Source organism: Mycobacterium sp. NGS26, from assembly GCF_059813025.1.
In genome coordinates, this window is record NZ_JCALDU010000003.1 from 356,018 (window position 1) to 373,480 (window position 17,463).

Annotated in this window: 22 protein-coding genes; 14 read left to right on the plus strand and 8 right to left on the minus strand. The window is 69.2% G+C overall.

The genetic code is table 11. The features are described from left to right. The first annotated feature begins 12 nt into the window (after nucleotides 1-12). Nucleotides 13-552: an MTB12 family secreted protein gene (locus AC5Y6X_RS12565; protein ID WP_499986757.1), complete on the plus strand. Its 540-nt coding sequence runs from the start codon at nucleotides 13-15 to the stop codon at nucleotides 550-552. 40 nt (nucleotides 553-592) lie between these two features. Next, nucleotides 593-1,102 carry an MTB12 family secreted protein gene (locus tag AC5Y6X_RS12570; protein WP_499986759.1) on the plus strand — a complete coding sequence of 170 codons (510 nt, stop codon included), beginning with the start codon at nucleotides 593-595 and terminating at the stop codon, nucleotides 1,100-1,102. Here AC5Y6X_RS12570 and AC5Y6X_RS12575 read toward each other — a convergent pair. The 3 genes from AC5Y6X_RS12575 to AC5Y6X_RS12585 all read right to left on the minus strand — a co-directional run bounded on the left by AC5Y6X_RS12575 (nucleotide 1,096) and on the right by AC5Y6X_RS12585 (nucleotide 2,973). Then, a complete protein-coding gene (locus tag AC5Y6X_RS12575; protein ID WP_499986760.1) occupies nucleotides 1,096-1,983 on the minus strand; it encodes a sigma-70 family RNA polymerase sigma factor in 888 nt (295 codons plus the stop codon). The two genes, AC5Y6X_RS12570 and AC5Y6X_RS12575, sit on opposite strands and share 7 nt — an antisense overlap. Further along, nucleotides 1,980-2,576 (minus strand): carboxymuconolactone decarboxylase family protein, encoded by a 597-nt coding sequence (locus AC5Y6X_RS12580; RefSeq protein WP_499986762.1) that lies wholly within the window; start codon nucleotides 2,574-2,576, stop codon nucleotides 1,980-1,982. The genes AC5Y6X_RS12575 and AC5Y6X_RS12580 overlap by 4 nt, the downstream gene beginning before the upstream one ends. Before the next feature lie 82 nt (nucleotides 2,577-2,658). Then, the gene (locus tag AC5Y6X_RS12585; protein ID WP_324680893.1) at nucleotides 2,659-2,973 is read right to left on the minus strand and encodes a type II toxin-antitoxin system VapB family antitoxin; all 315 of its coding nucleotides are present in this window, start codon (nucleotides 2,971-2,973) and stop codon (nucleotides 2,659-2,661) included. 153 nt (nucleotides 2,974-3,126) lie between these two features. Between AC5Y6X_RS12585 and hrcA the strand changes: the two genes are divergently transcribed. The 3 genes from hrcA (at nucleotide 3,127) to AC5Y6X_RS12600 (ending at nucleotide 6,166) form a co-directional block, all read left to right on the plus strand. Further along, nucleotides 3,127-4,158 carry a heat-inducible transcriptional repressor HrcA gene (gene hrcA, locus AC5Y6X_RS12590; protein ID WP_324680895.1) on the plus strand — a complete coding sequence of 344 codons (1,032 nt, stop codon included), beginning with the start codon at nucleotides 3,127-3,129 and terminating at the stop codon, nucleotides 4,156-4,158. Between the two features lie 68 nt (nucleotides 4,159-4,226). Next, entirely contained in the window at nucleotides 4,227-5,372 is a 1,146-nt protein-coding gene (gene dnaJ, locus AC5Y6X_RS12595) for a molecular chaperone DnaJ (RefSeq protein ID WP_324680897.1), read from the plus strand. A gap of 23 nt (nucleotides 5,373-5,395) precedes the next feature. Further along, on the plus strand, nucleotides 5,396-6,166 hold the full coding sequence (locus tag AC5Y6X_RS12600; protein ID WP_324680899.1) for a 16S rRNA (uracil(1498)-N(3))-methyltransferase: 771 nt from the start codon (nucleotides 5,396-5,398) through the stop codon (nucleotides 6,164-6,166). An 18-nt stretch (nucleotides 6,167-6,184) separates the two neighbouring features. On the opposite strand, the gene AC5Y6X_RS12605 is transcribed toward AC5Y6X_RS12600, so the two are convergent. Further along, nucleotides 6,185-6,988 (minus strand): maleylpyruvate isomerase family mycothiol-dependent enzyme, encoded by an 804-nt coding sequence (locus tag AC5Y6X_RS12605; RefSeq protein WP_499986763.1) that lies wholly within the window; start codon nucleotides 6,986-6,988, stop codon nucleotides 6,185-6,187. A gap of 46 nt (nucleotides 6,989-7,034) precedes the next feature. On the opposite strand from AC5Y6X_RS12605, the gene AC5Y6X_RS12610 reads away from it, so the two are divergent. The 6 genes from AC5Y6X_RS12610 to era all read left to right on the plus strand — a co-directional run bounded on the left by AC5Y6X_RS12610 (nucleotide 7,035) and on the right by era (nucleotide 11,892). Further along, a complete protein-coding gene (locus AC5Y6X_RS12610; RefSeq protein WP_324680903.1) occupies nucleotides 7,035-7,649 on the plus strand; it encodes a TetR/AcrR family transcriptional regulator in 615 nt (204 codons plus the stop codon). A gap of 87 nt (nucleotides 7,650-7,736) precedes the next feature. After that, complete coding sequence (locus AC5Y6X_RS12615; RefSeq protein WP_324680906.1) at nucleotides 7,737-8,795, plus strand: PhoH family protein; 1,059 nt, start codon at nucleotides 7,737-7,739, stop codon at nucleotides 8,793-8,795. A gap of 7 nt (nucleotides 8,796-8,802) precedes the next feature. Next, entirely contained in the window at nucleotides 8,803-9,336 is a 534-nt protein-coding gene (gene ybeY / locus AC5Y6X_RS12620) for an rRNA maturation RNase YbeY (protein ID WP_324680908.1), read from the plus strand. Continuing rightward, nucleotides 9,333-10,631, plus strand: a complete 1,299-nt coding sequence (locus tag AC5Y6X_RS12625; RefSeq protein ID WP_324680910.1) for a hemolysin family protein — start codon at nucleotides 9,333-9,335, stop codon at nucleotides 10,629-10,631. Before ybeY ends, AC5Y6X_RS12625 begins: the two co-directional genes overlap by 4 nt. Further along, nucleotides 10,621-10,944 carry a cytidine deaminase-like protein gene (locus AC5Y6X_RS12630; RefSeq protein ID WP_324680911.1) on the plus strand — a complete coding sequence of 108 codons (324 nt, stop codon included), beginning with the start codon at nucleotides 10,621-10,623 and terminating at the stop codon, nucleotides 10,942-10,944. Before AC5Y6X_RS12625 ends, AC5Y6X_RS12630 begins: the two co-directional genes overlap by 11 nt. A gap of 39 nt (nucleotides 10,945-10,983) precedes the next feature. Next, a complete protein-coding gene (era, locus tag AC5Y6X_RS12635) occupies nucleotides 10,984-11,892 on the plus strand; it encodes a GTPase Era (protein WP_324680914.1) in 909 nt (302 codons plus the stop codon). Nucleotides 11,893-11,898: 6 nt separating this feature from the next. On the opposite strand, the gene AC5Y6X_RS12640 is transcribed toward era, so the two are convergent. Then, the gene (locus AC5Y6X_RS12640) at nucleotides 11,899-13,374 is read right to left on the minus strand and encodes an amidase (RefSeq protein WP_324680916.1); all 1,476 of its coding nucleotides are present in this window, start codon (nucleotides 13,372-13,374) and stop codon (nucleotides 11,899-11,901) included. A gap of 61 nt (nucleotides 13,375-13,435) precedes the next feature. Here AC5Y6X_RS12640 and recO point away from each other — a divergent pair, with 61 nt between their 5' ends. From recO to AC5Y6X_RS12655, 3 genes are read left to right on the plus strand one after another with little or no spacing between them, the layout of a single operon-like run. Beyond that, nucleotides 13,436-14,221, plus strand: coding sequence for a DNA repair protein RecO (recO, locus tag AC5Y6X_RS12645; protein ID WP_324680918.1), 786 nt, complete (start codon nucleotides 13,436-13,438; stop codon nucleotides 14,219-14,221). Then, the gene (locus AC5Y6X_RS12650) at nucleotides 14,214-15,131 is read left to right on the plus strand and encodes a decaprenyl diphosphate synthase (protein WP_420715957.1); all 918 of its coding nucleotides are present in this window, start codon (nucleotides 14,214-14,216) and stop codon (nucleotides 15,129-15,131) included. The genes recO and AC5Y6X_RS12650 overlap by 8 nt, the downstream gene beginning before the upstream one ends. Beyond that, nucleotides 15,131-15,559, plus strand: a complete 429-nt coding sequence (locus tag AC5Y6X_RS12655; RefSeq protein WP_324680922.1) for a hypothetical protein — start codon at nucleotides 15,131-15,133, stop codon at nucleotides 15,557-15,559. The genes AC5Y6X_RS12650 and AC5Y6X_RS12655 overlap by 1 nt, the downstream gene beginning before the upstream one ends. Here AC5Y6X_RS12655 and AC5Y6X_RS12660 read toward each other — a convergent pair. From AC5Y6X_RS12660 to AC5Y6X_RS12670, 3 genes are all read right to left on the minus strand, one after another. Continuing rightward, nucleotides 15,556-16,554, minus strand: coding sequence for an alpha/beta fold hydrolase (locus AC5Y6X_RS12660; protein WP_324680973.1), 999 nt, complete (start codon nucleotides 16,552-16,554; stop codon nucleotides 15,556-15,558). The two genes, AC5Y6X_RS12655 and AC5Y6X_RS12660, sit on opposite strands and share 4 nt — an antisense overlap. 130 nt (nucleotides 16,555-16,684) lie before the next feature. Further along, the gene (locus AC5Y6X_RS12665) at nucleotides 16,685-17,077 is read right to left on the minus strand and encodes a Fur family transcriptional regulator (protein WP_324680924.1); all 393 of its coding nucleotides are present in this window, start codon (nucleotides 17,075-17,077) and stop codon (nucleotides 16,685-16,687) included. After that, nucleotides 17,074-17,460, minus strand: coding sequence for an ArsR/SmtB family transcription factor (locus tag AC5Y6X_RS12670; RefSeq protein WP_324680926.1), 387 nt, complete (start codon nucleotides 17,458-17,460; stop codon nucleotides 17,074-17,076). The genes AC5Y6X_RS12665 and AC5Y6X_RS12670 overlap by 4 nt, the downstream gene beginning before the upstream one ends. Between the last annotated feature and the right edge of the window lie 3 nt (nucleotides 17,461-17,463).

Sequence of the window (17,463 nt, forward strand, 5' to 3'; positions counted from 1 at the left end):
GAGAACCTGACCATGGCAGTAACTTTGAAGACCACCGTGAAATCCGTCGCGACCGGCGTTGCGGCGCTGGGCGCCATCGGTGTCGCCGTCGTCCTACCGTCGGCCGCGTTCGTTTCGGCCGGCCCGGCCGGGGTGCAGCTGGCCGCGATCGGCGCGCCGCTGCCGCAAGACCCGCCACCGCCCCCGCCCGCGGCGCCGGGTCTGCCGACGCCGGAGCAGTTGTCCACCCTGTGCAACCAGGTCACCGATCCCGGCGTGAACTACCGGGACAAGACCAACTTCGTCGAAAACGGCATCAGTCAAAACGAGGGCATGGTGGCCGACCACGACCTGCGAAAGGCCTGGCGCAACGGGAACTTTCCCGAGCAGTTCAACGTGACGAACATCGCGCCGGCCGGCCCGAACATGGCCCAGGCCGACGTCGCCATCTCGGGCCCGAAATTCGCCGGCCCGGTCACGAAGCACCTCGTGTTCGTCAACCAGGGCGGCAACTGGATCCTGCAGCACGACGCGGCGATCGCTCTGATACAGGCGGCGTCGGCGACGACCTGACCGGTCACCACCGAGTAACTGTTCCCATGAAAGAGAGACCATGAAAATCGTTAGAACCCTTGCCGCCGGCGCGGGAGCGCTGGCCGTCATCGGGGCCGCCGGCATGGCTTCGATCGCGGAGCCAAGCCAGCCGGCCCCGGTGCAACTGGCCGCGGTCGGTGCGCCGCTGCCCCAGGATCCGCCGCCCGCCCCGGCCGTGGACCCGAACGTCCCGACCGCCGATCAGTTGACCAGCGTCCTGAACAGCCTGGCCGACCCCAGCGTCTCGTTCTCCAGCAAGAGCAGCCTGGTCCAGGGCGGCATCAGTGGGATCGAGGCACATGTCGCCGACAAGAAGCTGCAGAAGGCGGCCAAGAACGGTGACCTGCCGCTGGCGTTCGACGTGACGAACATTCAGCCGGCCGCGCCCGGCTCGGCCACGGCCGACGTGTCGGTCTCGGGTCCCAAGCTGACCTCGCCGGTCACCCAGACCGTCACGTTCGTCAACCAGGGCGGCTGGGTGCTGTCGCGCGCCTCGGCGATGGAGTTGCTGCAGGCCGCCGGTCAGTGATCGGTGTCGACCGCGCTCAGGTCGAGCTTGGCGATGCGCGCGGGGTCGGCTAGCACGTCGATGGCCGCGACGCGCCCGTCGCGCACCACGAATCCCATGATCGCCGTGGCGCGTCCGCGGACGAAGACGACCGCGCCGGCGGCGCCGTTGACGGTGGCGGCGCGGGCCTCGCGCTCGGGTCCCGCGTAGCTGCGGGCCAGCTTGGCCACCGCGGCGGCGCCGTCGGCCCGGAACCCGGCCGTCCCGGCGCCGAAGTCGCCGCGCAGCACCACGTCGGGATGCAGCACCGACACCAACCGGTCGAAGTCGCCGCTGCGACCCGCCGCGAAGAACGCGTCGACCGCCTCGCGCTGCGCGGCCATGTCGGCGTCGGGAACCGGGTCGGCCCGCTCGATGCGCCGGCGCGCCCGGCTGGCCAGCTTCCGTGTCGCCTCCGGCGTCCGGTCGACGATGGGCGCGATCTGGTCGAACGGGACGGTGAAGACGTCGTGCAGCACGAACGCCAGCCGCTCCGCCGGCGGCAGCGTGTCCAGCACCACGAACAGTGCCAGGCCCACCGCGTCGGCCAGCATCGCCCGGTGTTCGGGGTCGGACTCGCCGACGGGATCCACGATCGGGTCCGGCAGGTGGGCGACCGGTTCCTCTCGGTGGCGGCCGTGCCGGTCGCGCAACATGTTCAGGCAGATGCGGGCCACCACGGTGGTCAGCCAGGCGTCGAGGTTGGCGATGCCGTCGGTGTCGGCGCTGCCGCTGAGCCGAAGCCACGCCTCCTGCACCGCGTCCTGCGCGTCGTCGATCGAGCCGAGCATGCGGTAGGCGACGGCGCCCAGCTGCGGGCGGGCCGCCTCGAAACGCTCCGCCAGCGACGCGTCCAGAGTCACGCGCGGCCCTTGTCGGGCAGCGCGCACACCTGATTGCCGGAAAATCCCGACGACCCGATGCCCAGCGCGATGTTGAACCGCGCGCGCAGGTTGCCCAGCGTGACGACGTGGGTGAGCGCGACGAGTTGGGGCGTGTCGAAATGGGCGCGCAGCGCGTCGAAAAGCTCGTCGCTCACCTCGACAGGGGTGCGGCTGATCGCGGTCGCGTACTCCAGAATCAGCTTGTCGACGTCGGAGAAGCACGAGGCGTTTTGGTAGTCGGCCATCGCCAACAGTTCCTCGTCGGTGATGCCCCACTGGCGGGCGATCTGTGAGTCGAGGTCGATGCAGTACTCGCAGCGCACCGTCGTTGCCGACTTCAGCTCGGCCAGCGCGCGCTCGCGCGGGCTGAGGACGTCGAGCTTGGACTCCGCCTGTTCGAGCTTGCCGTAGGCGTTGAGCAGGCGGGGGATGTGCGCGTACATTCGCAGCGGCTCCAGCATCCCGGCCGTTTCCAGGCCGGTCATCTGCGCCAGCTTGCGCTTGGTGAAGAAGAAGGCGATCTTGGCGCCCAGGCCGGCGTCGCGGTCGGACACCCCTTCGAGACGAGCCATGGCGGTCCTCCTGACGATTCGCGGTGCGGACCTTCAATGGTCCTCACTACGTCGACACCCGGCGACCGCCGAATGTGACCGGTCAGGTCTGCTGGCTCAGCGGCACGTCCATGTCGAACACCCGGGCATGCAGCACGGTGCGGTTCCGCAGCGCGGCGCGCACCGCACGATGCAGGCCATCCTCGAGATAGGTGACGCCCCTCCACCGCACCGCGTGCGGGAAGAGGTCGCCGTAGAAGGTGGAGTCCTCGGACAGCAGGCGGTCCAATGCCAGCACCGTCGTCGTGGTGACCAGTTCGTCGAGGCGGATCTGTTGGGGCGGTATCTGCGACCACTGCCGGTAGGAAAGCCCGTGCTCGGGGTACGGCTTGCCGTCCCGCACGCCCTTGAAAATCATCGGTGGAACTTCCCCTACGCGTCGCCCAGGCCCGACGGATGCATGTTGGACAGGCTAGCCGCAAAACCGTCGCCCGCGGCCGCCGACGCCCGCGAATGGCAGGTGACACCTCCCGAGACCGTAAAATGAACGCGGTCAAGGAGGTGGGAGTCGATGGCAAGCGCGGACGAGCGTCGCTTCGAGGTGTTGCGCGCCATCGTCGCCGACTTCGTCGCCACCAAGGAACCGATCGGCTCGAAGTCGCTGGTGGAACGCCATAACTTGGGCGTATCCAGCGCGACGGTCCGCAACGACATGGCGGTGCTGGAGGCCGAGGGCTACATCACCCAGCCGCACACCAGCTCCGGGCGGGTGCCCACGGAGAAGGGATACCGCGAATTCGTCGACCGGCTCGAGGACGTCAAGCCGCTGTCGTCGGCCGAGCGGCGCGCGATCCAAAACTTCCTGGAGTCGGGCGTGGACCTCGACGACGTGCTGCGCCGCGCGGTGCGCCTGCTGGCTCAGCTGACCCGGCAGGTCGCCGTGGTCCAATACCCGACGCTGTCCACCTCGACCGTTCGCCACCTCGAGGTGATCGCGCTGACACCGGCGCGGCTGCTGATGGTGGTCATCACCGACACCGGCCGCGTCGACCAGCGCATCGTCGAACTCGGCGACGTCATCGACGACCACCAGCTTTCCCAGCTGCGCGAGCTGCTCGCCCAGGCGCTGGAAGGCAAACGGATGGCGGCGGCCTCGACCGCGGTCGCCGACCTCGCCAGCCGGTTCGACGGCGCCGGCGGTTTGGGTGACGCGGTCGGCCGTTCGGCGACGGTGCTGCTGGAGTCGCTGGTGGAGCACACCGAGGAACGCTTGGTGATGGGCGGCACCGCCAACCTGACCCGCAACGCCGCGGACTTCGGCGGGTCGCTGCGCCCGATCCTGGAGGCTCTGGAGGAGCAGGTGGTGGTGCTGCGGCTGCTGGCGGCGCAGCAGGAAGCCGGCAAGGTCACGGTGCGCATCGGTCACGAGACGGCGGTCGAGGAGATGGCGGGCACCTCGATGGTGTCCACCGCCTACGGCACCACCGACACCGTGTACGGCGGCATGGGTGTGCTGGGGCCCACCCGGATGGACTATCCGGGAACTATCGCCAGCGTGGCCGCGGTTGCTCTCTATATAGGTGAAGTCCTGGGTGCTCGATGAACGCGCACCCCGACAATTTGTGGACGGCCGCCGTAGCGCGGCCGCAAAAAGCCTAAGAAAGGTCAGGCGTGGCACGCGACTACTACGGGCTGCTCGGCGTGAGCAGAAACGCCAGCGATGCGGACATCAAGCGCGCGTACCGCAAGCTGGCGCGCGAACTGCATCCCGACGTCAACCCCGATGAGGCCGCGCAGGCGAAATTCAAGGAGATCAGCGTCGCCTACGAGGTGCTGAGCGATCCGGAGAAGCGCCGGATCGTCGACCTGGGCGGGGATCCGCTGGAGAACGCGGCCGCGTCGGCCGGAGGGTTCGGCGGCTTCGGCGGCCTGGGCGACGTCTTCGAGGCCTTCTTCGGCGGCGGGTTCACCGGTGGTGCGACGTCACGGGGTCCGATGGGCCGGGTTCGGCCCGGGTCGGACTCGCTGCTGCGGATGCGGTTGGACCTCGAAGAGTGTGCGACCGGCGTGACCAAGCAGGTCACCGTCGACACCGCGGTGTTGTGCGACCGCTGCCAGGGCAAGGGCACCCACGGCGATTCCGCGCCGATTCCCTGCGACACCTGCGGGGGCCGCGGCGAGGTGCAGACGGTGCAGCGTTCGCTGCTGGGCCAGATGGTGACGGCGCGGCCGTGTCCCACCTGTCGCGGCGTCGGGGTGGTCATTCCCGACCCGTGCCACCAGTGCATGGGCGACGGCCGGGTGCGCGCCCGCCGGGACATCAGCGTCAAGATCCCCGCGGGCGTCGGCGAGGGCATGCGGGTCCGGCTCGCCTCTCAGGGTGAGGTCGGGCCCGGGGGAGGGCCGGCCGGGGACCTGTACGTCGAGGTCCACGAGCAGGCCCACGACATCTTCGTCCGCGACGGCGACGACCTGCACTGCACGATTTCGGTGCCGATGGTCGACGCGGCGCTGGGCACCACCGTCACCTTCGACGCCATCCTCGACGGCATGAGCGAGATCACCATTCCGCCTGGCACGCAACCGGGTTCGGTCATCACGCTGCGCGGCCACGGGATGCCGCACCTGCGCTCGGGCACCCGCGGCGATCTGCAGGTCCATGTCGAGGTGGTCGTTCCGACCCGGCTGGACCACCAGGACACCGAGCTGCTGCGCGAGTTCAAGAACCGCCGCGGCCGCGACGTGGCCGAGGTCCGTTCGACGCACGGCGGCGGCGGGTTGTTCAGCCGGCTGCGCGAGACGTTCACCGGGCGCTAGCCGCAGCTCCACGGACCGCGCACATGGTGGCGACGCTGTTCTACATCGACGCACTGCCTGACGCCGGCGCGCTGGCCGTCGTCGACGGTGACGAGGGATTTCACGCCGCCACCGTGCGCCGGACCCGTCCAGGCGAGCAGCTGGTCCTCGGCGACGGGGCCGGTGGCCTGGCCCGCTGCGTGGTCGAAGACGCGAGGCGCGACGGCCTGCGCGCCCGGGTGCTGGACCGCTGGAGCGTGGCGCCGGGGCGGCCGCCGGTGACGGTGGTGCAGGCGCTGCCCAAGTCCGAGCGCTCGGAGCTGGCGATCGAATTGGCCACCGAGGCCGGCGCCGACGCGTTCGTGGCCTGGCAGGCGGCGCGCTGTGTGGCGAGCTGGCAGGGGGTTCGGGTCGACAAGGGCCTGCGCCGGTGGCGTGCCGTCGCCCGGTCGGCGGCCCGGCAATCCCGTCGGGCGCACATCCCGTCCGTCGACGGCGTGCTGTCCACCGCGGCGCTGGCCCGTCGGATCCGCGACGAGGTGGCGGCCGGCGCGACGGCGTTGGCGTTGCACGAGTCCGCGACCGATCGGCTCGCGGATGTCGCTGTGGCGCAAGCGAATTCGATCCTGCTGGTGGTCGGACCGGAGGGCGGCATCGCGCCCGACGAGCTCGCGGAGCTGACCGACGCGGGCGCGGTGGCGGTCCGACTGGGCCCGCAGGTGCTGCGGACGTCGAGCGCGGCCGCGGTGGGGCTGGGCGCGCTGGGCGTGCTCACCCCGCGGTGGGACGCTGCCGGTTTGGACGGCGGCCGATGACGCCTCGGCGGCGCCGCTTCAGAAAACGCTGAGCTGGCGCACGATCTCGAGGTTCGCTCGGTCCCCCTCCGCTTGCACACCGAGGGCTTCCCACGTTCCGCGTTGACTGACCCACCGGACGAATGCGTCGGCGTCGGAAGTGATTTGGGCGGTCACGTCCCCATCTCCGAAGCGCAGTGTGCGCGTGCAGCCTCCGGTCAGGCGAACCTCGACCGCGCCACCGATGCGCGCGAGCAGGGCAGCGTTCTGCTGGGGCAGCGCCGCCTCGATCCAGTCGACGGTTGGCTCCAGCCGCAATCCGTCGGACGCCGGGGGCTCCGCCTGCAGCGGGCCATGCGGCCGCAATAGGTCGTGCCTGATGTGCACGTAATGTTCGAAGGCGAACGCCGTCGGTATCACCGATGCGGGATAGGTTCCGACATCGCCGAGCGGCACCTCGAAGTCTTGGCCCTCCGCCGCGGCAAGGACCTCGAGGCCCTTCAAGCTGACCGACTCGTAATCGTCGACGATTTCCCGGGAGGTCATGGACCGGCGCGACTCGACGTACAGGTCCGCTGCCCGCTCCGCAGGCAGGCCGTCGGGATCGGGTAACTGCGACGGGTCGACGGCCAGCCAGAAACTGCACGCCATATGGGACACGACGTCCCGCACCGACCAGCCAGGGCACCCGCTTGCCCGGGCCCAGTCGGATTCTCCGAGGAGCGGAAAAATCGCCAGCAACGCCGCGCGGTCCGCCTCGACGGCCTGTATCGCTGAGCTCATGTCACCGTGTCCCTTTCCGTGGTTGGGTCTTCCCGCTGCTATCTTGAGGGCGGGATTCATACAGTATGTATGAACCTACATACAGTATGTATGAAAGGCAACTGCTTTGAACGACGATCGCCGCACCCAGGCGGAGCGCTCCGCGGAGACACGGGAGGCGCTGGTGGCCGCGGCGCGGCCGTTGTTCGCGGCCCACGGTTTCTCGGAGGTGGCTCTGGAGGCGATCGTGCGATCGGCGGGCGTGACCCGCGGCGCGCTCTACCATCACTTCGCGGACAAGACCGAGCTGTTCGCGACGGTGTTCGAGCAAGTCGAGGCGGAGGTCGCCGCGCGCATGGGCGAGGCCATCGCAGCGGCTGGCGAAACCGACGCCATAGAGGTCATGCGATTGGGCGCCGCTTTCTGGCTGGACGCCTGCTCCGATCCCGAAATCCAGCGCATCGCGCTGGTGGACGCGCCGGCGGTGCTCGGCTGGACGCGGTGGACCGAGATCGGCAACCGCTACAACATCGGGTTGGTGCAGGCGCTGCTCTCCAGCGCCATCGTGGCCGGCCGCATCCCGCCGCAACCAATCGAGGCGACCGCGCTGACGATGCTTGGCGCCATGCGTGAGGCGACTCTCTACGTGGCGAGGGCGGAGGATCATGACACGGCACGCCGGGATGCCGGCGCGGTCATCGATCGGTTGATCCGGGCCCTTAGCACAAGCGACGGTGACTAGAAGGCTGACCATCGAGGGGCCCCCGGCGTAGACTGAGTCAGCTGAGCAAACCCCTGAGAAGCCGAGGAAGCAGGCATCGGAAACCACGTGACGCCACGCGACACCAGCGCCGCTGACGCAACTGGGGCCTTGCAGCCCGACGCTCAGGTTCGCAGCAGCATCGATGTACCGCCCGATCTCGTCGTGGGCTTGCTTGGTTCGGCCGACGAGAACCTGCGTGCTCTGGAACGCATGCTCAACGCCGACCTGCATGTGCGCGGCAACACCGTCACGCTCTCGGGTGAGCCGGCCGACGTCGCGCTGGCCGAGCGGGTGATCTCCGAGCTGGTCGCGATCGTGGGAAGCGGCCAGCCGATGACGCCAGAGGTGGTGCGGCACAGCGTCGCCATGCTGGTCGGCACCGGCAATGAATCACCGGCCGAAGTGCTCACGCTGGACATCCTGTCGCGCCGCGGTAAGACGATCCGTCCCAAGACGCTCAACCAGAAGCGTTACGTCGACGCCATCGATGCCAACACCATCGTCTTCGGGATCGGGCCGGCGGGCACCGGGAAGACCTATCTGGCCATGGCCAAGGCGGTCAACGCGCTGCAGACCAAGCAGGTGAGCCGGATCATCCTGACCCGCCCGGCGGTGGAAGCCGGCGAGCGCCTCGGCTTTCTGCCGGGCACGCTGAGCGAAAAGATCGATCCGTATCTGCGCCCGCTGTATGACGCGCTCTACGACATGATGGACGCCGAGCTGATCCCCAAACTGATAGCCTCCGGCGTGATTGAGGTTGTGCCACTGGCATTTATGCGTGGGCGGACCTTGAATGATGCGTTCATCATTCTCGACGAGGCGCAGAACACCACCGCCGAGCAGATGAAGATGTTCCTCACCCGGCTGGGATTCGGGTCCAAAGTCGTTGTCACCGGCGACGTTACGCAGATCGACTTGCCGGGCGGCGCTCGGTCCGGGCTGCGCGCCGCCGTCGACATCCTCGCGGGCATCGATGACATCTACTTCGCCGAGCTCACCAGTGTCGACGTGGTGCGTCACCGGCTGGTCTCCGAAATCGTCGACGCCTACGCGAAATCCGAGGAACCTGGCCTGGGTATGAATCGGGCGGCCCGGCGGGCTTCCGGTGGCCGCAATCGCCGGTGATGGTCCCATGAGCATCGAGGTATCCAACGAGTCGGGCATCGACGTCTCCGAGGCCGAGTTGGTCAGCGTCGCCCGGTTTGTCATCGCCAAGATGGACGTCAACCCGAGCGCGGAGCTGTCGATGGTGCTGCTGGACACCGCGGCGATGGCCGACCTGCACATGCGCTGGATGGACCTGCCCGGACCGACCGACGTGATGAGCTTCCCGATGGACGAGCTCGAGCCCGGTGGCCGCCCCGACGCCCCCGAGCCGGGGCCGTCGATGCTGGGCGACATCGTGCTGTGCCCGGAATTCGCTGCCGAGCAGGCGGCCGCGGCCGGCCACAGCCTCGGACATGAGTTGGCGCTGCTGACCATCCACGGCGTGCTGCACCTGCTCGGCTACGACCACGGCGAACCCCACGAAGAAAAAGAGATGTTCGCCCTGCAGGAGCGGCTGCTCGAGGAGTGGGTCGCCGAACAGGTCGAGGCCTACCAGCAGGACCGTCAGGAGGAACGGGACCGTCGGTTGCTGGACAAGTCAAGGTATTTCGACAATTGACCGGTGTGTCCCAGCTGCTCGGCGCGATCGCGCTGATCGCGCTGGGCGGACTCTTCGCGGCGATCGACGCCGCGATCAGCACGGTATCCCTGGCCCGCGTGCAGGAGCTGGTGCGCGACGAGCGGCCCGGCGCGGGCGCGCTTTTCAAGGTGATGTCCGAGCGGCCGCGCTACATCAACCTGGTCGTCCTGCTGCGGATCATCTGCGAGATCACGGCGACCGTGCTGCTGGTGGTGTTCCTCTACGACAACTTCGGCATCAAGTGGGCGCTGTTCGGCGCCGCAACCACCATGGTGCTGACCAGCTTCGTCGTCATCGGCGTGGGCCCGCGCACCCTCGGCCGCCAGCACGCGTACTCCATTTCGTTGGCGACGGCCCTTCCGCTGCAGGCGCTTTCGTGGCTGCTGATGCCGCTCAGCCGGTTGCTGGTGGTCGTGGGTAATGCGCTCACCCCGGGCCGCGGCCTGCGCAACGGGCCGTTCGCGTCCGAGATCGAGCTGCGCGAGGTCGTCGACCTCGCCCAGCAGCGCGGCGTGGTCGCGGCCGACGAGCGGCGGATGATCCAGTCGGTCTTCGAACTCGGCGACACCCCCGCGCGCGAGGTGATGGTGCCGCGCACCGAGATGATCTGGATCGAAAGCGACAAGTTCGCCAGCCAAGCCATCAACCTGGCGGTGCGCAGCGGGCATTCCCGCATCCCGGTGATCGGCGAGAACGTCGACGACATCGTCGGGGTGGTGTACCTGAAAGACCTTGTCCAGCAGACGGTTTTGTCTCCCGACGGCGGACGGGACACCAAAGTGTCGCAGGTGATGCGCCCCGCGGTGTTCGTGCCGGACTCCAAGCCACTGGATGCGCTGCTGCGGGAAATGCAGCGCGACCGCAACCACATGGCGCTTCTGGTCGACGAGTACGGCGCGATAGCCGGCCTGGTCAGCATCGAGGACGTGCTGGAGGAAATCGTCGGCGAGATCGCCGACGAGTACGACCAGGAAGAGACGGCGCCCATAGAAGACCTGGGCGACAAGCGTTTTCGAGTCTCCTCGCGGCTGCCGATCGAGGACGTCGGCGAACTGTACGGAGTGGAATTCGACGACGACCTCGACGTCGACACCGTGGGCGGCCTGCTGGCCCTGGAATTGGGCCGGGTCCCGCTGCCGGGCGCCGAGGTGGTCACGCACGGCCTGCGGCTGCGCGCCGAGGGCGGTCCCGACCATCGCGGGCGGGTGCGGATCAACACCGTGCTGCTGAGCCCGGCCGAGCCCGTCGAGCAGGGAGGCGATCATGATGGCTGAGCAACTGGACGCCGAGGACGCCAAGCTGGTGGTGCTGGCGCGGGCCGCGATGGCCCGCGCCGACGCCGACAGCGGCGCCGCCGTGCGCGATGTCGATGGCCGCACGTATGCGGCCGCGCCGGTGAACCTTTCGACGTTGCGGCTGACCGGGCTGCAGGCGGCGGTGGCCGCCGCGGTGTCCAGCGGGGCGACCGGCCTGGAGGCCGCCGTGCTGGTGGCCGCATCCGCCGACGACCCGGGCATTGCCTCGGTGCGCGAGCTGTCCCCGACGGCGGTGGTCATCCTCACCGACCGCGACGGGGTCCCGACGTGACGCCGAACGTCTCGGCGGCAGCCCCCGCGGCGGGCAGGCATGGCTGAATTCCGTTCCGGCTTCGTCTGTTTGGTGGGCAGGCCGAACACCGGCAAGTCGACGCTGACGAACGCGCTGGTCGGCACCAAGGTGGCGATCACCTCGAAGCGGCCACAGACCACCCGCCACACCATCCGCGGAATCGTGCACCGGGAGAACTTCCAGATCATCCTGGTCGACACCCCCGGCCTGCATCGGCCGCGCACGCTGCTGGGCAAGCGACTCAACGACCTGGTCCGCGACACCTACTCCGAGGTCGACGTCATCGGGCTGTGCATCCCGGCCGACGAGGGGATCGGCCCGGGCGACCGCTGGATCGTCGACCAGATCCGTTCGGTCGCGCCCAAGACCACGCTGGTCGTCATCGTCACCAAGATCGACAAGGTGCCCAGGGACCGGGTCGCCGCCCAACTGGTGGCGGTCAGCGAGCTGGTGAAGGACCTGGACAACCCGGCCGAGATCGTGCCGGTGTCGGCGGTGACCGGCGCCCAGGTCGACGTGCTGATCGACGTGCTGGCCGCGGCGCTGCCGCCCGGCCCGGCCTACTACCCCGACGGCGAGCTGACCGACGAACCCGAAGAGATGCTGATGGCCGAGCTCATCCGCGAGGCCGCCCTCGAGGGAGTGCGCGACGAGCTGCCGCACTCGCTGGCGGTGGTGATCGACGAGGTCAACCCGCGCGAGGACCGGGACGATCTGATCGACGTGCACGCGATCCTCTACGTCGAGCGGGACAGCCAGAAGGGCATCGTCATCGGCAAGGGCGGCGCCCGGCTGCGGGAAGTGGGCACCGCGGCGCGCGCTCAGATCGAAAAGCTGCTCGGGACCAAGATCTACCTGGACTTGCGGGTCAAGGTCGCCAAGAACTGGCAGAGCGACCCGAAACAGCTTGGCCGGCTGGGATTTTAGCGTCCGTCAATCGTGTACGGACTCGATGCCGTGCTGCCACCACGGCACCGGCTGCTTGCTCGCCCAGCCGCAGACCGCCTCCAGCTCGGCGGCCAGCGAGATCAGCATGCCCTCGCTGTTGGCCGGCCCCATCAGCTGCACGCCGATGGGCAGGCCGTCGGAGGTGAACCCCGCCGGCACGTTGATCGACGGCCAGCCCAACACATTCCACGGCCATGTCAGCGGGCACGCGGCGATCATCGCGCGGTCGGTGCCGAAGCCGCTCAACCGGTCGAAGGCGCGCGCCAGCGGGGGTGGCTGCGCGGTCGTCGGCGCCAGCACCACGTCGACGATGTCGAAGATCGAACCCACCCGACGCTGGTCGGCGGCCTCATGCCGGAGCGCGCTGCGCAGGATCGCCTCACCCATCACATGGCCCACGCGCAGATTGGACAGCGTGCGGGGATCCCAGATGACGCCGTCGCCCAACCGCTCTTCCCATTCCCGAAGGCCCGCAGTAGATCTGGCGAGGAAGTCCCACGACAACCGCACCCCGTAGTCCGGGTTTCCGGTCACCAGGGTGTGGCCGAGCAGTTCCAGCTGCTTGCCCACAGCACGCGTCGCAGCCAGGATCTCGGGATGCAGCTTGGGCCGAAAACCCGTGTACGGGAAGCGGGTTGACAGCGCGATGTTCAGCGGGCCGGGCGCGATCCCGACATAGTCGGATGCCTTGATCGGGGGCGGCTTGTGCCGGTCGCCCTCGACATTGCCGGACGCGGCGTCGAGCACCAGCGCGGCGTCGGCCACCGTGCGCGCCAGCACGCCGTTGACCGTGATGCCGTTGAAAGCCTCCGGCAGCGGCCAGGTGGAGATCCGACCGCGCTGCGGCTTGATGCCCACCAGGTGCGTCCACGCGGCCGGGATCCGGACGCTGCCCGCCCCGTCGGAGCCGATGGCCGCGGTGACCAGACCCGCCGCCACCGCGGCGGCGCTGCCGCCGGACGACCCGCCCGGGGTGTGCCGGCGCGACCACGGGTTGCGGGTGTGCCCGAAACCGGGTCCGCTGGTGAACGGCCATTGGCCCAACTCGCAGGTGTTGGTCTTGCCGACGATCACCGCGCCGGCCGCCCTCAGGCGGCGGACCACCTCGGCGTCCTGGGTGGCCGGCGGGACGTACCCCTCGGTGCCGAACGCGGTGGGCACTCCAGCAACGTCGACGTCGTCCTTGACCGCGATCGGGACGCCCAGCAGCGGGGCCGTGTCGCCGGCGGCCCGCCGCCGGTCGGCCTCGGCGGCGTCGGCCAGCGCCGACTCGGTGAGCACCACGCGGAACGCGTTCAGGGTGGGCTGGCTCTGCTCGATGGCCTGCAGCGAGCGGCGCACCAATGTGACGGACGTCACCGAGCGGCTGGCAAGCTGATAGAGCAGGTCGGTCAGCGTTGGCAGGCGCTGGCTGCGAGACCCCGAAGCGGACCCGGAAAGGGACCCAGAAGCGCCGACCACGGGGTACGAGACTAACGGCGCGGATACCCGCAATGTCGCGGCGGGGTGCAAAACTATTGTGATGCGGCTATATCGAGACCGGGCTGTTGTGCTGCGCCAGCACAAGCTCGGCGAAGCCGACCGGATCGTGACCCTGTTGACCCGCGACCACGGGCTGGTCCGCGCGGTGGCCAAGGGCGTCCGCCGCACCCGCAGCAAATTCGGCGCGCGGCTGGAGCCGTTCGCGCACATCGATGCGCAACTGCACCCCGGGCGCAACCTCGACATCGTCACCCAGGTCGTTTCGATCGACGCGTTCGCCACCGACATCGTCAGCGACTACGGCCGCTACACCTGCGGATGCGCGATGCTGGAAACCGCCGAGCGCCTCGCCGGCGAGGAGCGCGCGCCTGCCCCGGCCCTGCACCGGCTCACGGTGAGCGCGCTGCGGGCGGTGGCCGACGGGCACCGCCCCCGTGACCTGCTATTGGACGCCTACCTGCTGCGCGCCATGGCCATCGCCGGGTGGGCACCGGCGCTGACCGAGTGCGCCCGCTGCGCCACGCCCGGTCCGCATCGGGCGTTTCACATCGCCGCCGGGGGCAGCGTTTGCGCGCAGTGCCGCCCGGCCGGTTCCAGCACGCCGCCGCTGGGGGTGCTGGACCTGATGTCGGCGCTGCACGACGGCGACTGGGAGGCCGCCGGGGCGGCGCCGCAATCCCATCGCAGCTATGCCAGCGGGCTGGTCGCCGCGCACCTGCAGTGGCACCTGGAACGGCAGCTCAAGACGTTGCCGCTGGTGGAGCGCACCTATCAGATCGCCGAACGGCGCGCGGCGCCGATCGGGCAGGATGAGGCCTGTGGTTAAGTACCGGGCCACCGGATCCGGCCGAAAGGCCGAGCGCAAGCCGAAGTCCACCGACTTCCCGCAGCTGCCCCCCGCCCCCGACGACTACCCGACCTTCCCCGACAAATCGACATGGCCGGTCGTCTTCCCGGAGTTGCCGCCGCCCGCCGACGGGGGTCCGTGCCGGCCCCCGCAGCACGTTTCGAAGGCGGCCGCGCCGCGGATCCCGGCCGACCGATTGCCCAATCACGTCGCCATCGTGATGGACGGCAACGGCCGCTGGGCCACCCAGCGCGGGCTGGCCCGCACCGACGGCCACCGGGCCGGCGAGGCCGTCGTCATCGACATCGTCTGCGGTGCAATCGAACTCGGTATCAAGTGGCTGAGCCTGTATGCGTTCTCCACCGAGAACTGGAAGCGTTCCCCCGAGGAGGTCCGCTTCCTGATGGGATTCAACCGCGACGTGGTGCGCATGCGCCGCGTGAACCTCAACACGATCGGGGTCCGGATCCGCTGGGTGGGCTCACGGCCGCGCCTGTGGCGCAGCGTCATCAACGAATTGGAGATCGCGGAGGCCATGACGCGCGGCAACGACGTCATCACGGTGAACTACTGTGTGAACTACGGCGGGCGCGCCGAAATCGCCGATGCGACAAGGGAAATCGCGCGTTTGGCGGCGGCGGGCAGACTGAACCCGGAGCGGATCGACGAGGGGACCATCGCCCGCCACCTGCAGCGCCCCGACATTCCCGACGTCGATCTTTTCCTGCGGACGTCGGGGGAGCAGCGGTCCAGCAATTTCATGTTGTGGCAGGCCGCCTACGCCGAGTACATCTTTCAGGACAAGCTGTGGCCCGACTACGACCGGCGCGACTTGTGGGCGGCCTGCGAGGAATACGCGTCGCGCAACCGACGGTTCGGGAGCGCCTGATGCCATCACTGCAGGAGCGGCTGGCGGTCATCCTCCGCGACGTGCTGCCCGTCGAGGACGAACCCGACGGCGCGCTGACCGTGCGCCACGACGGCACCATCGCGTCGCTGCGGGTGGTGAACATCGCCGAGGGCCTCGACCTGGTGTCGCTCACCCAGATACTGGTGTGGGACCTGCCGCTGACCAAGAAGGTCAGCGACCTGGTGGCCAAGCAGGCGCGCGAGAGCAACTTCGGCAACGTCACCATCGTCGAGAAGGTCAGCGAAAAAGCGGTGCGGCGCAACTCCGGCAGGGGCGCGGCGAAGACCGCGGATGTGATGCTGCGCTACAACTTTCCCGGCGCGGGCCTGGCCGACGACGCCTTGCGAACCCTGATCCTGCTGGTGCTGGACACGGGCGCCCAGATACGTCGCACGCTGACGGGCTAGGAGGCGGTGGATTCGGTCAGCGCGACGGCCACGGAACCGGCGGCGTCGCGGGCGCCGGTGCGCAACAGCGAGCGCATCAGGTCCGGGTCGTGATCGGCCGGTCGGGTGGAGTCGATGAACCGCTCGACGACCTCGACGAAGCGATCCGGGTCGTCGTGATGCGGTACGTGCCCGGAGTTTTTGAAGATCTCCAGGCGCGAACCGGGCATCGCCGCGTGCGCCTGGTGGGCATGGTCCACCGGGATGATCAAGTCGTCTTCGCCCCAAATGATTTGCACCGGAACGGATTGCACGAGATAGCTGCGATCCAGCATGGTGACGAACTGGCCGCGTCCGTCCACCACCGACCGCAGGGTGCGCGCGAACGCCGACAGCGCGGCGGGGTCCCGGAAGCCCTCGAGCAGGTTCACGGTGTCGACGGCGTCGCGCCCGAACTTGGTGGAACCCAAGAGGGTTTGAACCGCGCGGCCAAAGACTCGCAATACGGGCAGCGCGCCCGGCAGGCGCACCATGGCCAGCGCCTCGGCGCCCATCGGCCTCGCCGCCATCCGCAGCGCCAGGCTCACGTCCTGCGCGACGCCGCCGGCGCTCACCAGCACGATGCGCTCCACCATCTGGGGGTACTGATAGGTGAATTGCGCCGCGACGCCGCCACCGAACGAGTGCCCGACGACGGTGACGCGGTTGATGCCGAGCACGGTGAGCAGGTCGCGCATGCCGTTGGCGAAGGCGGCCAGCGAGTAGTCGGCTCGTGGTTTGTCGGACTCGCCGTGGCCCAGCAGGTCCGGTGCGATGACGGTGAACCGTTGCGCAAGCTTGGCGTGCACCGGCCCCCATGACGCGGATTTGTCGCCGACACCGTGGATCAGCAGCAGAGCCGGACCGGACCCCGCGATCCGGAAGGCGCGGCGGTAGCCGTGGATGGTCCGGAATTGCAGTGACGGAGCCTCGACGTCGCGTACCGGCCGCAGGTGGGGCGCTTGGTGGTCCCGCATCGTGTTCTCACTTCCCTTGAGGATCTCGGCCCGTGGGCCACTCATGGGTAGGAGCACGCGGCGGACGCGTGTCGGACACATTTTCCGGAACTTTCTCCGGGGACGCGGTGGGGGGCCGCGTCGGGTCAGCCTATGACCCGCACTCGGAGCAGGTGCCGAAGATCTCGATGGTGTGGCTGACGTCGGAGAAGCCGTGCTTGGCGGCCACCTGGGCGGCCCACTCCTCGACCTCGTGGTCGCCCACCTCGATGGTGGAACCGCAGCTGCGGCACACCAGGTGGTGATGGTGGTGCTCCGAGCACCGGCGGTAGACCGACTCCCCGGTGTCGGTGCGCAGGGTGTCGACCAATCCCGCCGCCGCCATCGACTGCAGCGTCCGGTACACGGTCGTCAGCCCGATGTTGTCCCCGCGGCGGCGCAGCTCGTCGTGCAATTCCTGCGCCGAGCGGAAGTCGTCGAGCGTTTCCAACAGCGTGGAGATCGCGGCGCGCTGGCGGGTCGACCGGACACTCGCGCCTGTCACTCCGCGTCCTCGCTCGCGTGCGCGACGGCGTCGACGACGATGTGCGCGAGGTGGTGGTCGGCCAGCCGGTACAGCACCTCGCGGCCGGATCGCTCCCCGGCGACCACGCCCGCCGCCTTGAGGATCTTCAGATGCTGGCTGACCAGCGGCTGCGGCACACCCAGTGCGTCGACCAGCTCGTGCACGCAGCGGTGGGATTGGCGCAATTGCAACACGATGGCGATCCGCACGGGTGCGGCCAGCGCGCGCAGCAGCTCGCCGGCGGCGTCCAGGATCTCCCGCGGCGGCGGTACGGGGTATTCGGCGAATTCGGAGTGCGCACCCGACCCGGCCGCGTCGTGCTGGTGGTCGGCCGCCGTCGGCGTTGAGGAGGACATCACCATCGG

Bases quoted from the DNA above. Each gene is read 5' to 3' on its own strand.
- AC5Y6X_RS12565 (WP_499986757.1), top strand. From the start codon at position 13: ATGGCAGTAACTTTGAAGACCACCGTGAAATCCGTCGCGACCGGCGTT.
- AC5Y6X_RS12585 (WP_324680893.1), bottom strand. From the start codon at position 2,973: ATGATTTTCAAGGGCGTGCGGGACGGCAAGCCGTACCCCGAGCACGGG.
- AC5Y6X_RS12600 (WP_324680899.1), top strand. From the start codon at position 5,396: ATGGTGGCGACGCTGTTCTACATCGACGCACTGCCTGACGCCGGCGCG.
- AC5Y6X_RS12580 (WP_499986762.1), bottom strand. From the start codon at position 2,576: ATGGCTCGTCTCGAAGGGGTGTCCGACCGCGACGCCGGCCTGGGCGCC.
- AC5Y6X_RS12605 (WP_499986763.1), bottom strand. From the start codon at position 6,988: ATGAATCCCGCCCTCAAGATAGCAGCGGGAAGACCCAACCACGGAAAG.
- AC5Y6X_RS12655 (WP_324680922.1), top strand. From the start codon at position 15,131: ATGCCATCACTGCAGGAGCGGCTGGCGGTCATCCTCCGCGACGTGCTG.
- AC5Y6X_RS12670 (WP_324680926.1), bottom strand. From the start codon at position 17,460: ATGGTGATGTCCTCCTCAACGCCGACGGCGGCCGACCACCAGCACGAC.
- hrcA (WP_324680895.1), top strand. From the start codon at position 3,127: ATGGCAAGCGCGGACGAGCGTCGCTTCGAGGTGTTGCGCGCCATCGTC.
- AC5Y6X_RS12570 (WP_499986759.1), top strand. From the start codon at position 593: ATGAAAATCGTTAGAACCCTTGCCGCCGGCGCGGGAGCGCTGGCCGTC.
- AC5Y6X_RS12660 (WP_324680973.1), bottom strand. From the start codon at position 16,554: ATGCGGGACCACCAAGCGCCCCACCTGCGGCCGGTACGCGACGTCGAG.
- ybeY (WP_324680908.1), top strand. From the start codon at position 8,803: ATGAGCATCGAGGTATCCAACGAGTCGGGCATCGACGTCTCCGAGGCC.
- recO (WP_324680918.1), top strand. From the start codon at position 13,436: ATGCGGCTATATCGAGACCGGGCTGTTGTGCTGCGCCAGCACAAGCTC.
- era (WP_324680914.1), top strand. From the start codon at position 10,984: ATGGCTGAATTCCGTTCCGGCTTCGTCTGTTTGGTGGGCAGGCCGAAC.
- AC5Y6X_RS12630 (WP_324680911.1), top strand. From the start codon at position 10,621: ATGATGGCTGAGCAACTGGACGCCGAGGACGCCAAGCTGGTGGTGCTG.